The organism is Bradyrhizobium sp. B124 (assembly GCF_038967635.1).
GTDB lineage: Bacteria > Pseudomonadota > Alphaproteobacteria > Rhizobiales > Xanthobacteraceae > Bradyrhizobium.
This window is the reverse complement of the sequence record NZ_CP152413.1, coordinates 2941538-2957421: the sequence shown is the minus strand read 5'-3', so window position 1 is coordinate 2957421 and position 15884 is coordinate 2941538. Positions and strand designations below refer to the sequence as shown.

General features: G+C 66.1%; 11 protein-coding genes. 9 read left to right on the top strand and 2 right to left on the bottom strand.

All coding sequences use genetic code 11. From position 1 onward, the window contains the following. Positions 1–27: 27 nt before the first annotated feature. Positions 28–2073 carry an adenylate/guanylate cyclase domain-containing protein gene (locus AAFG13_RS14325; RefSeq protein ID WP_342712388.1) on the top strand — a complete coding sequence of 682 codons (2046 nt, stop codon included), beginning with the start codon at positions 28–30 and terminating at the stop codon, positions 2071–2073. 384 nt (positions 2074–2457) lie between these two features. Here the strand turns inward: AAFG13_RS14325 and AAFG13_RS14320 are convergent, their stop codons facing one another. Continuing rightward, positions 2458–3204, bottom strand: coding sequence for a FadR/GntR family transcriptional regulator (locus AAFG13_RS14320; protein ID WP_342712387.1), 747 nt, complete (start codon positions 3202–3204; stop codon positions 2458–2460). 159 nt (positions 3205–3363) lie between these two features. Here AAFG13_RS14320 and AAFG13_RS14315 point away from each other — a divergent pair, with 159 nt between their 5' ends. The 8 genes from AAFG13_RS14315 to AAFG13_RS14280 all read left to right on the top strand — a co-directional run bounded on the left by AAFG13_RS14315 (position 3364) and on the right by AAFG13_RS14280 (position 15292). Next, positions 3364–4395, top strand: a complete 1032-nt coding sequence (locus AAFG13_RS14315) for a TRAP transporter substrate-binding protein (protein WP_212310507.1) — start codon at positions 3364–3366, stop codon at positions 4393–4395. A 9-nt stretch (positions 4396–4404) separates the two neighbouring features. Further along, positions 4405–6261, top strand: a complete 1857-nt coding sequence (locus AAFG13_RS14310) for a TRAP transporter large permease subunit (protein ID WP_342712386.1) — start codon at positions 4405–4407, stop codon at positions 6259–6261. Positions 6262–6273: 12 nt separating this feature from the next. Continuing rightward, positions 6274–7257 (top strand): NAD(P)-dependent oxidoreductase, encoded by a 984-nt coding sequence (locus AAFG13_RS14305; RefSeq protein WP_342712385.1) that lies wholly within the window; start codon positions 6274–6276, stop codon positions 7255–7257. A gap of 162 nt (positions 7258–7419) precedes the next feature. Further along, positions 7420–8616 carry an ABC transporter substrate-binding protein gene (locus AAFG13_RS14300; RefSeq protein WP_212310504.1) on the top strand — a complete coding sequence of 399 codons (1197 nt, stop codon included), beginning with the start codon at positions 7420–7422 and terminating at the stop codon, positions 8614–8616. Between the two features lie 19 nt (positions 8617–8635). Then, positions 8636–9493, top strand: a complete 858-nt coding sequence (locus AAFG13_RS14295) for a branched-chain amino acid ABC transporter permease (RefSeq protein WP_212310503.1) — start codon at positions 8636–8638, stop codon at positions 9491–9493. Next, positions 9493–11292, top strand: a complete 1800-nt coding sequence (locus AAFG13_RS14290; RefSeq protein ID WP_342712384.1) for an ATP-binding cassette domain-containing protein — start codon at positions 9493–9495, stop codon at positions 11290–11292. The genes AAFG13_RS14295 and AAFG13_RS14290 overlap by 1 nt, the downstream gene beginning before the upstream one ends. Continuing rightward, entirely contained in the window at positions 11273–12019 is a 747-nt protein-coding gene (locus AAFG13_RS14285; protein ID WP_342712383.1) for an ABC transporter ATP-binding protein, read from the top strand. Before AAFG13_RS14290 ends, AAFG13_RS14285 begins: the two co-directional genes overlap by 20 nt. A gap of 135 nt (positions 12020–12154) precedes the next feature. Continuing rightward, positions 12155–15292, top strand: coding sequence for an adenylate/guanylate cyclase domain-containing protein (locus AAFG13_RS14280; RefSeq protein WP_283815079.1), 3138 nt, complete (start codon positions 12155–12157; stop codon positions 15290–15292). Here the strand turns inward: AAFG13_RS14280 and AAFG13_RS14275 are convergent. Continuing rightward, positions 15207–15884: a class I SAM-dependent methyltransferase gene (locus AAFG13_RS14275; RefSeq protein WP_342712382.1), complete on the bottom strand. Its 678-nt coding sequence runs from the start codon at positions 15882–15884 to the stop codon at positions 15207–15209. The two genes, AAFG13_RS14280 and AAFG13_RS14275, sit on opposite strands and share 86 nt — an antisense overlap.

The window sequence follows — 15884 nt, the reverse complement described above, 5'->3', positions numbered from 1 at the left end:
AAGCAACCGCTGATCCGGACCTCATCGATGCGCATCGGCATCCGCAGCGCCATCTCCGCCCTCGTCCTGACCTCGATCGTGGTCAGCGCCGTCGGCGTGCATCTGTTGTGGTGGCGCACCGCACAACGGGTGAGCCAGACGCTCGCCGACACCATCAACGACCAGATCGTCTCCGCGGTCGGCGACGAGCTGCAGTCGATCACGACCGAAGCGCGCTCGTCGATGACTGCGGTGCGGACGCTGTTGACCGAGAAGGTGCTCGACGCCCGCGACGCGCGCAAGCGGCAGTTCGTGTTCCTGTCGCAGCTGCAGTCGCAACCGACCATTTCGTGGGTTGTCTTCGGCTGGCCGGACGGCTCGTTCTTTGGCGCCCACAAGCTCGGCGACGCCGGCCTCGAGATGCTGACCATCTCGCCCGACCGCAAGCTGCGGGCCGATCAATACGACTATGCCGGCATCGACATCAAGCCGAAGGGCAGCACTGTCGAGGACGGCAAATATCTGGTCACGGAGCAGCCCTGGTTTCGCGATGCGATCGCGGCCCGCGACCAGCAATGGTCGACGCTGACGACGCTGCCCCGCGGCGAGCGGCTGGCCGCGATGCTGGCGGTGCCGATCGACGTCGACGGCGAGCGCACCGGCGTGCTCGCCATCATCATCGAGCTGACCCGGGTGTCGAACTTCCTCTCGCAGCTCACGGTCGGCAAGTCCGCGGGCGCCTTCCTGCTCGATCGCGACGGCGGCGTGATCGCGTCGCCCGATGCTGACGCCGACGAGCTGAATGCGCTGAAGACCGACCACCCGCTGCTGCCGGTTGCGGTCGCCGCGGTCAGGCAGGCCGGCAAGGCCTACGATCCCGGCGAGGGCGAGGCGTACCGGTCCCAGGTGACGCTGGACGGGCAGGCCTATCAGGCGGTGCTGACGCCGATCTCGTTCCCGGGCTGGTCGCTGGTGACGGTGGTGCCGGAATCCGAATTCCTCGGCCCGGTGCGGATGACGATCCGCAACCTGCTGATCGGGCTCGCGGCGCTGATCGCGGCCGCCGGGTTGTTGTCGGCCTGGCTGGCGCAGCGCCTGATCGCGGCGCCCCTGATCAAGGTGGTCGGCGAGATCCGGCATGTCGAGCGTTTCGATCTCGACAAGGTCGAGCGGCATCCGTCGCGCCTTGCCGAGATCGAGAACCTCTCGGGCGCGATCGGCGACATGGCGCAGGGGCTCGCCGCGTTCCGCAAATACATTCCGGCCGATCTGGTGCGGCGGCTGGTCAGCGACGGCAACGGTGCGCGGCTCGGCGGCGCCGTGCGGCCGATGAGCGTGATGTTCGTCGATCTCGCCGGCTTCACCGGCATGTCGGAACGGCTCGGCGACCGCATCATCCCGTTGCTGTCGCACTACTTCGACATCGTCTCCGCGGCGATCCAGCAGGAGAACGGCACCATCGACAAGTTCATCGGCGACGCCGTGATGGCGTTCTGGGGCGCGCCGGCGGCCAATCCGGATCATGCCGCGGATTGCTGCCGGGCGGCGCTCGCCTGCCAGCGCGCGGTCGCGCAGGCCGGCCTCGCCGATGACAAGGGGGAGCCGGTCAGGATCCGGATCGGCATCAATTCCGGCGACATGTTGGTCGGCAATATCGGCTCGGAAGTGCGGCTCAACTACACCGTGATCGGCGACGCCGTGAACATCGCGAGCCGCCTCGAGGGCACCAACAAGGTCTATGGATCGACCATCATCATCGGTCCGGAGACGCGGCGTCTGGCCGGCGACCGCATTGTCGTCCGCGAGCTCGACCGGCTCGCCGTCTACGGCCGCGCCGGCGGGCTGGAAATCTACGAGTTGATCGCCATGGCCGACGAGGGCGCGATCGTGCGCGACTGGATCGCGTCCTATGAGACCGGGCTTGCGGCCTGGCGCGCCGGCGACTTCACCGCAGCGATCGCAGCGTTCGAGAGGTCCTTGCAACTCCGCGGCACGGACGTGGCTTCGACGCAGATGATCGCGCGATGCAGGCATCAGCTCGCCAATCCCAGCGATGAGGATTGGGACGGCACCACGGTGGCGCGGTCGAAATAGCGGGAGCTGCGCAGCGGCGTGTGCAAAGAGTCCGTCAGGTGCGGCAAAGCAGACCGACGGGCAACTCAATGCGAAGCTGCGTCCCCACCACAACTGTCATCGCCCGGCTCGACCGGGCGATCCAGTACGCCGCGACCCCTCGGCTCAAGCACAGGCGTCTCTGGAATACTGGATCACCCGCGCATGCATGCGCGGGTGATGACACCGAACTTGCCCGAGATCGCGCCACCTACTCGATGTCGTCCTGGCGAAAGCCAGGACCCATTACCCCGAATGCCGATTGTTATGCACCGCTGGAACGACGAGTCCCGCCTACAACATCCGCCGCGGCGTATGGGTCCTGGCTTTCGCCAGGACGACGATGGGGAGAGAGTTGTGCGCTCATCACCGCTTGCGCGCGCCTTTGTTCGCCGGCGTCTCGAACTCCCGCCCCCGAATTCGCACCAGATCGTCGGCGGAATGCGTCAGCAGCACCACCGTGGCCTCGCGTGCAGCCTCGGCATCTCCGGCGACAATCGCGTCCAGCACCGCGCGGTGCTCGATCAGCGCGCGGGGGCGGTGCGAGCCGGGGGCTGCGATCGTAAAGCTCTGGCGCAGGGTGATCTCGAACATCTGCGCGATCGGCCAGAAAAACTCGTTGCGGGTCGCGAAATAGATTGCCTGATGGAAGATGATGTCGGCGGCGACGAAGTCGTCGTTGGTCTTGGCCGCGTCCATGCCGTCGCATCCGGCGCGGATGCGGGCGATGTCGTCTTCCCCGGCATGGGTCGCTGCCAGCGCTGCGGCGGCGGGCTCGACCGCGGAGCGCAGCTGGAACAGCTTGGCCAGATAGCGATCGATCTCCGCGGTCTCGAGGTGCCAGCGCAGCACGTCGGGATCGAGCTGATTCCACTGCTCGGGTGGCCGCACCCGCGTGCCGCTCTTCGGCCGCGACTCGATCAACCCCTTGCCGGTCAGCGTCCGCATCGCCTCGCGCACCACCGTGCGGCTGACATCCATCATCTTGCAGATCCGCATTTCCGGCGGCAACGTCTCGCCGACGCGGATCTCACCGCGCACGATGCTGCTGCCGACGCGGTCGGCGACCTGGCTGTGCACGCTCCGGCGCAACGCGTTGGAGGTCTGGAACATCGGAAGCCTCGCTGCGGTTGGTTGTCTGCGCCGCCGCCGCGGCACTCTTGCACAACCGAATGTCTTTTGTCATACATTATGACAAAAGCGCTGCCAAGCTCGCACCAACAAGGCGGGTGGCTGAGACAACAAGATCCGTTCCTGGGGAGGAGCATCATCATGATCTCGAAGCATGTGAACCGCCGCATCGTGTTGCGGTCGTCGGCTGCTGCCGCGGCGTGGCTCGCCGCCGCGCCGGCGATCATCGGCCGCGCGCAGGCCGCGACCATGAAGATGCGGTGCTCGTCGTCGCTTCCGAACGATCCCAAATATGCCAACGGCCGCGTCTACTACGACAACCTCGTCAAGAGCCTGAAGGCGAACGGGCTCGGCGAGCAGATCGAGGTCACCTTCTTCCCCGACAACCAGCTCGGCCAGGAGATCGACGTCATCAACTCGGTGAAGCTCGGGGTGATCGACCTGATGGTCTCGGGCTCGTCGATCTCGGCGAACCTCGTGCCGTTGGTCGGCACGTTCGATCTCGGCTACCTCTTCACCAGCTACCAGCAGCAGACCAAGGCGTTCGATGCCGGCGCGGCGAAGCCGATCGAGGATGCGCTGCTCAAGGGCGGCAGCATCCACATCATCGCCTGGGCCTACAATTTCGGCGCCCGCAGCGTGCTGACAAAGAAGCCGGTGAAGAGGCCGGAAGACCTCGCCGGCCTGAAGATCCGCACGCTGCCCAACCCGATCATCACCGAATGCCTGCGCCTGATGGGGGCCGCGGCGACGCCGCTGGCGTTCGGCGAGATCTATACGGCGCTGCAGGCCGGCGTACTCGACGGCCTCGAGCACGATCCGCCGACCATCCTGGCGAGCAAGTTCTACGAGACGGCGAAGCACTACGCGCTGACCCAGCATATCTTCTCGCCGCTCGCGGTTTATTTCAGCGACACCACCTTCAATCGCATGGCCCCCAAGCTGCGCGAGGGCTTCCTTGACGCGGCGAAGCAGGCCGCGACCGAAACCCGCGCACATGGGCTCGCGGTGGAGAAGGAGGCACTGGCGACCCTGGTCGAGAAGGGCGTCACGGTCGTCGAATGCGACAAGGAGGCGTTCCGCAAGCGCGTGCTGCCGCAGACCGACAATTTCATCAAGGCGCGGCCCGAGGCGAAGGCCGTCGTCGATCTGATCCGCGCCACCCAAGCCTGAGGTCGGCGCATGTCAGTCGCTGCAGTTGCGACGAGAGGCAGCGCCGATCGGATCACGGCGCCGCTGCTCGCCGTCAGTGACGCGATCGCTGCGGTCCTGCTCGCCGCCGATCTCGTGGTGGTGTGCGTCTCGGTGCTGGCCCGCTTCCTGTTCAATGCGCCGGTCGAATGGTCCGACGACGTCGCCCGCGGCCTGATGGTCGGCTCGAGCTTCTTCGGCGCGGCGAGCGCGCTCGCGCGCAGCGAGAATCTCGGTGTCGCCTTCTTTGTCGACATGCTGCCGCCGGGCGTGCGCCGCGTCGTCGACGCGGTCGGTGCGCTGCTCGTCACCATCATCGCAGGCTATGTCGCGTTCAACGCCGTCAAGATGGGCTGGCTGACCACCGGCCAGACCTCCGGCTCCGGCCTGCCGCTGGAATGGACGTTCTATCCGATGGGCGTCGGCGCGGCGTTCATGACGATCTTCGCGCTCGAGACGTTCTGTGGCCGGCCGCTGCGCGACATGGTGGCCGGCATCGTCGCGACCGCAATCATCGCCGGCCTCTATCTGGCCTGGGACGCGCTTGCGCCGTCGTCGGTGCCGTCGTCGCAGGCGTTGATGCTGATCGGCTTCTTCCTCACGCTGTTCGGCGGATTGCCGATCGGCTTTGCGCTGGCGCTGGCGGCGCTGATCTTCATCTGGGTGGAAGGCACGCTGCCCGGTGTGATCTTCGCCCAGCAGATGGCGCGCGGCATCGACAATTTCGTGCTGCTGGCGATCCCGTTCTTCATCCTGGTCGGCTATCTGATGGAAGCCAACGGCATGTCGGTCCGGCTGATCGAGCTGTTGCAGCGTGCGGTCGGACGCATGCGCGGCGGGCTCAACGTCGTGATGGTGATGTCGATGGTGCTGTTCTCCGGCATCTCCGGCTCCAAGATGGCCGACGTTGCCGCGGTCGGCTCGGTCTTGATCCCGGCGGCGCGCCGCTCGCGGCAGAATCCGGGCGGCGCGGTGGCGCTGCTCGCCGCCTCCGCGGTCATGGCGGAGACCATTCCGCCCTGCATCAACCTCATCATTCTCGGCTTCGTCGCCAATCTGTCGATCGGCGGACTGTTCGTCGCCGGCATGCTGCCCGCTGCGCTGATGGCGCTGGCGCTGATCGCGGTGTCGATCATCTTCGGCAAGCGTCCTGCCGCGAATGTGGAGGCCGAGCCGCGCGCCGCAGTATCTGGCCTGTGGACCGGCGCGATCGCCTCGTTCGGGCTGATCTTCATGATCTTCTTCGGCTTCAAGAGCGGCTTTGCCACCGCAACCGAAATCTCCGCGTTTGCCGCGGTCTACGCCATCGCCGTCGGCAGCCTGTTGTTCCGCGAACTCGGCGCCAAGAGCCTCGCGCACTGCTTCGTGCAATCGGCGACGCGCTCGGGCCTCGTGCTGTTCATCGTTGCGGCGGCGCAGTCGCTCGCCTTCATCCTCACGCTGCAACAGGTGCCGCACGCGGTCGGCGACCTCATGCTGGCGATCTCGGGCAGCCACGGCGTCTGGCTGTTCATGCTGCTGTCGATCCTGGTGCTGGTGGTGATGGGCTCGGTGCTGGAGGGCGCCGCGGCGCTGATCATCTTCGGGCCGCTGCTGCTGCCGGTCGCCGTCAAGCTCGGCATCGATCCGCTGCATTTCGGCGTCGTGCTTGTGATCGCGATGGGGCTCGGGCTCTTTGCGCCACCACTTGGTCTTGGCCTCTACGGCGCTTGCCTGATCGGCAATGTGCCGATCGAGCAGACCATCAAGCCGATCTCAGGCTATCTCGGCCTGCTGCTCTTGTGCCTGCTGGTGATCGCCTTCGTGCCCGCCATCAGCACGGCCTTGCCGCATGCGCTCGGTTATTAGGGGGATAGAAACGTGAAAGTCCTCCTCACCCACACGCCGCAGATGCGCCGCGACTATTACGGCGAGCGCAGCCTGAACGGGCTGCGCGCGGTCGCCGACGTCTCGCTGCACGAGGGTGACGAGGCGCTCGACGCGGTTGCCCTGGTCGAGGCCGCAGCCGATGTCGACATCATCGTCGCCGATCGCATGACGCCGGGGCCCGGCGAAATCTTTCCCCTTCTGCCAAAGCTCTGGGCCTTCGTGCGCTGTGCGGTCGATATCCGCAATATCGATGTGGCGGCTGCATCCGCCGCCGGCGTGCTGGTGACGCAGGCGAGCGCGGGCTTCGTCCAGTCGGTCGCCGAACTCGCGCTCGGCTTCATGGTCGATCTGTCGCGCGGCGTCTCGCGTGCCACCGCTGACTATCACGCGGGCAGGGTGCCCGAGGTCGTGATGGGCCGCCAGCTCGCGGGCAGCACGATCGGCATCATCGGCTATGGCAGCATCGGGCGCTATCTTGCCGGGATCGCCAAAGTGCTCGGCATGAACGTGCTGGTCGCTGATCCCTTCGTGAAATCAGACGATGCCGCGATCCGGCATGTGCCGCTCGACGATCTCCTGGCGCGCGCCGACTACGTCGTCTGTCTCGCGATCGCCAATGCGGAAACCGAGAACCTGATCGGGCAGGCCGCACTGGCGCGGATGCAGAGGCACGCGTTCTTCATCAATCTGTCGCGCGGCAACCTCGTCGATGAGGCGGCGCTGGCGGCCGCGCTGCGCGATGGCGGCATCGCCGGCGCCGCGATGGATGTCGGCCGCGCGCCCGACCAGATGCCGGCGCCGGAGCTCGCGAAGCTGCACAATGTCATTGCAACCCCGCATGTCGGCGGCCTGACGCCGCAAGCCATCGAGCATCAATCGTCGGAGACCGTGCGCCAGGTCGCGAAGATCATCGCCGGCGAGATCCCGGTCGGCGCCGTCAATGCCGAGCACTGGACGCGGCGACCGAAGCCATGAACGTTCCGCTGATCTCAATGTCGCGGAGGGGCTGGACAAGACCTTCACATCCAGCTCAAACTTGAGCCCGTCAAACCGCGGCCGCAGAGCGCGCGGACAATCAATCAACGGACGTCCCGCAGCAAACGACGGGCGCCGAGAGGGAAACAGGGAGTGCATCACATGGCCATTTCACGCCGTGACGTTTTATTGGGCAGTGCCAGTGCACTCGGCGCCGCATCATTTTCCTTCCCGGCTCCTGCCATCGCGCAATCGGAACTGATCAAGATCGGCTGTCTCGCGGCGATTACCGGCCCGAGCTCGGCGCCGACCGTCGGGTTCAACCGCGGCGTCAACTTCGCGGTCGATGCCATCAACGGCGCGGGCGGGGTGAAGGGCCGCAAGATCGAGCTCGTGATGCGCGACACCCAGGGCGACCCGACCAAGGCGGTGAACGCCACGCAGGAGCTGATCAGCCAGGCCAAGGTGCACGCGATCTGGGGGCCGTTGAATTCAGGCGAGGCGCTGGCGACGACGCCGATCATGGCGCGCGCCAAGATGCCCGACCTGCATCCTTGCGTCGTCGAGACCCTGATCGATCCGGTCAAGTTCCCCAATGCGTTCCGCATCGCGCCGTCGAACAATCAATGGGATGACGCCGTGCGCAACTATTGCCTGAAGATCCTCAAGGTGAAGAAGGTTGCCGTGATCGGCGACACCACCGGCTATGGCGTCACCGCGGTCGGCGCCTCCGTCGCGGCGTTCAAGAAGGACGGCGCCGAAGTGGTCTATCAGGCCAATATCGACGCCACGCAGCCCGACATGACGCCGGACATGCTGCGCGCCAAGAATGCCGGCGCCGAGGCGATCGTGGTGTGGAGCGTGTCGACCGGCATGGAGGCGCGCATGTTCAACACCCGCGCCGCGATGAGCTGGGATGTTCCCTTCGTCGGACACCCCTCGCTCGCATCGGGCGAGCTTGCGAGCCTCGTTGCAAAACCGGAGAACTGGAAGAAGGTCTATGCGATCGGCTACAAGAGCTGCAGCTATGACAGCGCCGGCAAGCTGCCGCCGAAAAGCGCGGATCTGGTCGCACGGCTGACCAAGGCCAACATCGCGCTGAACGACACGCTGCTGTGGTGGATCGCCGGCGGCATCGATTGCATCGAGCTGATCGCCAAGGCGGTCGCGGAAAGCGGCTCGACCGACAGCGCCGGCATCGTCAACTACTGGAACTCGCTGTCGACCTATCCCGGCTATTTCGGCAATTACCGCTTCTCGCCGACCCAGCACAACGGCTATTTGACCGAAGAGATCGTGATGTCGGAAGCCTCCACCGCCAAGGACGGCACCTTCGCACTGGCGCCGGGATACACATAGCAGGGCGAGGGCGCAGCCGATGCTGGCCTCGATCTTTGCATCCGGTCTCGCGGCGGGCGCGATCTACGCGCTGGTCGGCGTGACCTACAACACGATGTTCTCGACCTCGCGGGTGATGAGCTTCACCGCCGGCCAGCTTGCGATGCTGGGCGGCGTATTCGGCTCGATGTTCACGCTGAAGCTCGGCCTGCCGATCGTTGTCGGCTTCGTGCTGACGCTGCTGTGCTGCGCGGTGATCGGGATTATCACCGAATTCGTCGCGGTGCGGCCGGTGCTCAAGAACCTCGACCAGCATCTCTACGTGCTCTCGACCCTGGCGGTCGCGCTGATGATCCAGCAGGTCACCGCGATCAAATGGGGCACCGAGCCGCAACCGTTCCCGCGCATCGCAGGATTCGGCGAGGGCGTTTGGGACGAGAAGTTCTGGCTGCCGGTCGCCGCCTGCGCCGTCACCATCATCGGCCTTGAATATCTCTACCGCCGCACGCTGGTCGGCCGCGCGTTCCTCGCCATCGCGGAGGACAATTTCGCGGCGCGGGCGCTCGGCCTGCCGGAGCGCAAGCTGCGCGTCGCGAGCTACGCGCTTGCCGGCGTGGTCGGCGGTATCGCCGGATTCTCCGGCGGGCAGTTGCTGCTCGCCTTCTTCGCCAATGGTGCGCTGCTCAACTTCTACGGCTTCGTGCCGGTGGCGCTCGGCGGGCTCGGCAACAACCGAGGCGCGATCATCGGCGGGCTGGCGCTCGGCCTGTTCCAGCAGGCGGCGAACTTCCTGGTCGGCGGCATCTTCTCCTCGGTCGCGGTGTTCACGCTGTTCATCGTGGTGCTGCTCGCAGCGCCGCAAGGGCTGTTCGGCGCCTCGACCGCGCGGAGAGTGTGATGACGTCGGTCGCAGCCTCTCCGCCCCGAACCGACAGCGGCGCCTGGCGCGCCGCGCTGCCGCACATCCTGCCGTTCATCGGTATCTTGGTCGCAGCGGTGTTGCTGCCCTTCGTCAGCAATGACTATTGGGTGCTGATCGGCACCCGCGCCGCGATCTACTGGGTGCTGGTGTCAGGCCTCAATCTGGTGGTCGGCTTCGCCGGCCACCTTGCGATCGGCTATGTCGCGCTGCTGACGCTCGGCGCCTACACGACCAGCGTGCTGGTCGCCGGCAACGTGATACCGGCGATTCCGGTGTTTGCCGCCTTGCCGATCGGAGGCCTGATCGGCGCGGTCTTCGGCGTGATCGTCGGCCTGCCGGCCTTGCGCCTTCGCACCTTCTACTTCGCGATGTCGACGCTCGGCTTTGCGACCATCGTGACCCAGATCGCGCTGGCCTGGCAGAGCGTGACCGGCGGCGGCATCGGTATTGCCGGTCCGGAATTCCCGGCGCCGTTCAATACGCCGTGGGGCTTCTACGGCCTCTGCATCGCATTTGCCGCGTTCACCACCTGGATGAGCGCCAATGTCGCGCGCAGCCGCTTCGGCCGTGCCTTGATCGCGGTCCGTGATGCCGAGGTCGCGGCCGAGGCCAGCGGCATCTCCAAGCCGAAGATGCTGATTGCGATCTTCCTGTTCGCCGGTGCGCTGGCGGCGATCGCCGGTGGGTTGTTCGCAACCCTGCAGACCTACATCACGCCCGATGCGTTCACCTTCGATCTCTCGGTGCTGTTTTTCATCGCGATCCTGATCGGCGGCCGCGGCTCGATTCTCGGACCGATGCTCGGCACCATCATCCTGACCATCCTGCCCGAGATCGCGGCGCCGCTCGCGGCATGGTCGACCTTCCTCTACGCGGTGCTGCTGCTGCTGATCGTGCTGGTGATGCCCGGCGGCATCGCGGCGCTGCTCGATTTCCGCAACCGCCGTCCGCTCGCCAGCAATCGCGCCATCGTTCCGCGCCCGGCGGCGCTCGCCGAGATCGTGCGCCGGCGCGACGGCGGCAAGCCGTTACAGTTGCGCGGCATCGCGCTGAGCTTCGGCAATGTGAAGGCGATCGACGGTCTCGATCTCGATGTCGCGCCCGGCCAGATCCACGGGCTAATCGGACCGAACGGCAGCGGCAAGACCACCACGCTGAACGTGATCTCGGGCTATTACGCCGCGAAGGCCGGCACCATGATGCTCGGCGACGCGATGTTGCCCGCGGGCCAGCCAGTCACGCGCGCGGCCAGCGGCATCGCGCGCACCTTCCAGACACCGCGCGTGATCGGGGAAGCCTCGGTGCTGGAGAACGTCATGATCGGCGGCTCGATAGAGGGGCGGGCCAACTTCGTCGAGGCGATGCTCGCACTGCCGCGCAACGGCGCGGACGAACGTCTGCTCGCCGCCAAGGCGCGGGCGCTGCTTGGCGTCGTCGGCCTCGAAGCGCTCGCTGATGCGCGCGCCGATCGCCTGCAGCACAGCGAGTTGCGCTTCATCGAGATCGCGCGCGCGCTGATGCTCGATCCGGACTTCCTGCTGCTCGACGAGCCCGCGGCGGGTCTCTCAAATGACGAGATCGAGCGGCTGGCGACCCTGATCAAGGCGGTCTGCGCCCGCGGCACCGGCGTGCTGCTGGTCGAGCATCATGCCGACCTGATCTTCGATATCTGTCACCAGGTCACCGTGCTCAATCTCGGCCGCACGCTGGCTGCGGGAACGCCGGCAGAGATCCGCGTCCACAAGGAGGTCGTCAGTGCTTACCTCGGCGGCTGAACCTCTGCTTGACGTGCACGCGCTGGAGTCCGGCTACGGCAAGATCCGCGTGCTGCACGGCATCGACATGACGATTTCCGCCGGCGAGGTCGTCGCATTGCTGGGTCCGAACGGCGCCGGCAAGACCACGCTGCTGCGCGCGATGTCGGGTCTGCTGCCGGTCAATGCCGGGCACGTCCGGTTCGGCGGACGCGACATGACCAACGCCACGCCGCGTGACGCTGCGCGTGTCGGGCTCGTGCATGTGATCGAAGGCCATCGCGTGTTCACGCAGATATCGGTCACCGACAATCTGCTGCTCGCCGGCTATGACCTGCCGCGCGCCGAGCGCGCCGTGCGCGTCGAGGAGGCGCTCTCGTTCTTTCCCGAGATCGCCGAGAAGCGGCACGAGCGCGGCGGCGCACTCTCGGGCGGGCAGCAGCAGATGTTGACGGTGGCACAGGGCCTGGTCCGCCGCCCGCGGCTGTTGATGCTCGACGAGCCCTCCGCCGGACTATCGCCGGTGCTGGTCGATCGCGTCCTCAACGTCATCGGCCGGCTGCGCGAGCAGGGCACCTCGGTGCTGCTGGTCGAGCAGCTGCTCGAGAAGGCGCTGGCGTGCGCCGATCGGGTCTACGGGCTGGTGCAGGGGACGATCGCGCTGGAGGCCTTGACCGGCGAGGGCGACCTCGCGCGCCGGCTCGAGCGTGCTTATTTCGGCCATGAAAGCCACGCGCTGGGGGCCTGAGGCCGCCTTTCCCCGCGCGCTCAAAACTCGGGCTTGGCGCGTGGCGCCGTTTCTGGCTCGATTGCCCGGTGAGGCTGGCCTTGTTAGAGTGCACCGGAATCCGCAAGCGGACAGTGTATCGGGAAGGTGGTGTTCATGCTGTGCCCGGCCTGTCAATCCGAGACCTTGGCAGAGGACGGTATCTGCCGGTCGTGCGGGCTGAGCTTCTCTTCCGTCTGTCCGAATTGTCAGCATCCGAATCTCGAGACCGCGCGCTTTTGCGGCGCCTGCGGCGAACGTCTGGACCAGGCCCAGCCGGTTGGCGAGCGCAAGGTGGTCACCGTGATGTTCGCCGATATCGTCGGCTCAACCGAGCTCATCGGCGACAATGACCCCGAACTCGCGCTGGCCCGCCTGCCGCCCGCGCTGGAGCGCATGGGCAATGCGGTCCAGCAGTATCACGGCACGATCATGCGCAGCATGGGCGACGGGCTGATGGTGATCTTCGGCGTCCCTCATGCGCAGGAGGATCATGCGTTGCGCGCCTGCCAGGCCGCGCTCGCCATGGTCCAGTCATCGCGCGACAATGGCATCGTGCTGCGGGTCGGCATCCACTCCGGGGAGATCGTCGCCGGCGTGCCGGACAAGTTCACGAAAGAGCAGAGCGTCTATGGCGCTGCCGTGCACCTTGCGAGCCGCCTCGAACACATGGCCCAGCCGGGCGACATCTGCATCACGGAGTCGACATTCAGACTCGTGCAGGCGTCCTGCGATGGGCGCGCACTGGGCCACCAGGACGTCAAGGGGTTTCCGCGGCCGATCGCTGTCTACCGGCTGGTCGGAATGAAGCCGGCTCGAGCGCCCTTCCGCGATGCCGTCGTCGGCGCCTATCGCGGCCGTGATGCCGAACTTGCCGTCCTGCACGACGCCTTCGCCGGGGCCGAGCAAGGCGAGGGCAAGGCGATTGGCATCTCGGCGCCGCCTGGCCTTGGCAAGAGCCGCCTGTGCTTCGAATTTACCCGGACCGTCAAGGAACGTCTGGTTCCGGTGCAGGAGGCGCGGGCATCGCCTTACGATCATTCCGGTCCGTTGCAGCCACTGCTGGAGTTCTTCCGCAACTTCTTCCGGATCGCTTCCACCGACGATGCGGAAACGGCACGCGCCAAGATCGCGGTAAGGATCGAGTCCGCGGTCCCGCATCTGATGGACGACGTCGCGTTGCTGGTCGATTTCCTCGGCATTCGTGACGCGCACGCGCCGGCGCCAGCGATGGACCCGAAGGTGAGGCACGCGCGGCTCGTCAATCTGGTCGCAAGTCTCGTGCGCGACGGTACGCGGACGCCATCGGTGATCATCATCGAGGACATTCACTGGCTGGACGAGGCGAGCATCGAGTTCGTCTCGGCGCTGGTGAATATCGCACATATCAGCCGCGCCCTGATCATCCTGACGTATCGGCCGACCTATCAGGCGCCTTGGACCGATGGCGCTGCGTTTCGGGAGCTGCGGCTCGATGAGCTCCGCGATGAGGACCTGTCCGCCCTGACGTGCGATCTGGTCGGCGATCACCCGTCGACCGCCCCGCTTCGCGACCGCATCGTCGAGCGAAGCGGCGGCAATCCGTTCTTTGCCGAGGAGCTCATCCGCTCGCTGGTCGATAGCGGCGAGCTCGACGGCCGGCCGGGTCACTACGAGGCATTCGGGCAATCGCCGACCGAGACCTTGCCGGCGACAGTCCAAACCGTGATCGGCGCGCGCATCGATCGGCTCGCGCCGGCAGACAAGGAGGTCCTGCAGATAGGCGCGACGATCGGCCGGGAGTTTCCGCTGCCGGTGCTCGCCGAGGTCGCCCGGGCCCATGCGTCCAATCTCTCCGACATTCTCGGCCGCCTGCTGGAAGTTGAACTGATCGAGAATGTGCCCGGCGAGAGTGAACAGGAACGCTTTGCCTTCCGCCATCCGCTGATCCAGGAGGTTGCCTATGCCATGCAACTGCGCACCCGCCGCGTCGAGCTGCATGCCGCAGTAGCCAGGGCGCTCGAACGCTTCCACCACAACCAGCTGAGCGAATACGCCGGCCCGATCGCCCATCATTTCGAGGCAGCCAAGGAATTTGGGCCAGCGGCCGCCTACACCGCACGCGCGGCGGCCTGGATCGGGACCACCAATTCGCGCCTGGCGATGAAGGCATGGTTGAAGGTGAGGTTGCTCGTACAATCGCTTCCCCGCTCGGTCGAGACCGACCGGTTGCGCATGCACGCGTCGGGACAGATCGTGAATCACGGCTGGCGCGAGGGAATGAGCGCGGAGGAAGCTGCGCCATTCCACGCCGAGGCGCTGGATATGGCGCGGCAATTGAAGGACTCCGTTTCGGAAGTCCTGATCCTGGCCGGCTATGGGCGGGTGATGGCCTGCACCGGCTCGGCGGACGAATACGTAGCGCAACTGCTGCATGCGATGGAGGTCTGCGAGGACCCGAGCATCAAGACTATCCTGCAGGTGTTCATGTGTCAGGCCTACGGCTATGCCGGCAAGCTTCGGGAAGCGCTCGCGGCAGGCGAGACCGCGCTCAAGCAGGTTGCGAGCATCGAGAAGTCCCACGAAGCACAGCTCGGCTTCAATGTGGAACGATGGGTTGGGGGCCTGCACGCGCGGCTGCTGGTGCGGACGGGCAGTTTCGATATTGCGCGGGAGAGCATCGCCAAACTGGTTGCCAGCGAGAGCGGTCATCCCGATCCGGCGGTCCTGTTCATTCCGCATCATGCCGGAGTTGAAATGGCTTGGCTCACCCAGGACGAAAAGCTTGCCGATCATCACAGCCTGCGGATCGACGAGATCGCCAGGAGAAACAACACTCCCTATGTTGCGGTGTATGCGAGCGTCTGCCGCGGACTGGCGCTGTCGCTGGCGGGGGACCACGTTGCAGCGATCCAGAAGCTTGGATCGGCGATCCGGCTGGCGCGGGAGGCTTTCACCGGCCTCGAATATGAAAGCGACATGCTGGCATTCCTTGCTGAAATTCATCTGAAGGGTAACAGCCTGGCTGCCGCCTTCAGCGCTGCTGAACAGGGGGTCGCGCTCGCGCGGGAACGGCGGGCGCGACTGGCCGAGTGCCGCTCGACGCTGGTGCTGGCGCAGGTGGTCAACGCGGATAGTTTGCGCTATCCGCAGTATCAGCTGAGCGAACTGCTTGCGCGCGCCCGTCAGCTCATCGAGGAGACCGGCGCGCGGCCTTACGAGAGCCTGTTCCCGGTCGCGCCGTCGCCGACGGCGTCTTGCGGACAAGAAGCGTGAATTCCCGAAGTCCGTAGCCGGTGATCAATTCGACGCGGCCGAACCGCTCGCAAAGCGGCGTCCAGCGCTCCGGCGCGGTGCGATACAGTCCCGCCTCGGCAGGCGCCTCATCGCGAGGCAACATGAAATTGACGGCAAATCCGATCCGGCTGCTGGCGTCGAGATCGGCGAGGATCGCCTCGATATAAGCTTCCCATTCCGCGACCGGATGACCGAGCCGGACGTTCAAGGTCCCGCTCGCGAGCGAGTAGTCGGCGAGCGCGCCGCACTGCGAACCCTCGGCGAACATGGCCCGCTTGTTGGCGGCCCAGCGGGTGCGGGCAGCCGCGATCATGGCCGGCGAGATGTCGATGCCGCGATAAGTCACAGCCGCATCGCCATGGCGTATCGCCAGGAACTCCAGCAGCGCGCCGTAGCCACAGCCGAAATCGTTCAGGCTGAACGGTTGCCCGAAGCGACAAAGCTTCAACAGCTGCACGAAGCGCAGATATTGCGAGACCACGTTCGGCCAATCGACCCCGAGCGGGGTCGGGCCGTGGCGTTGCAGCGTTCCCGAATAGTATTCGCGAACCTTGGCCTGCAGTGCGCGCAT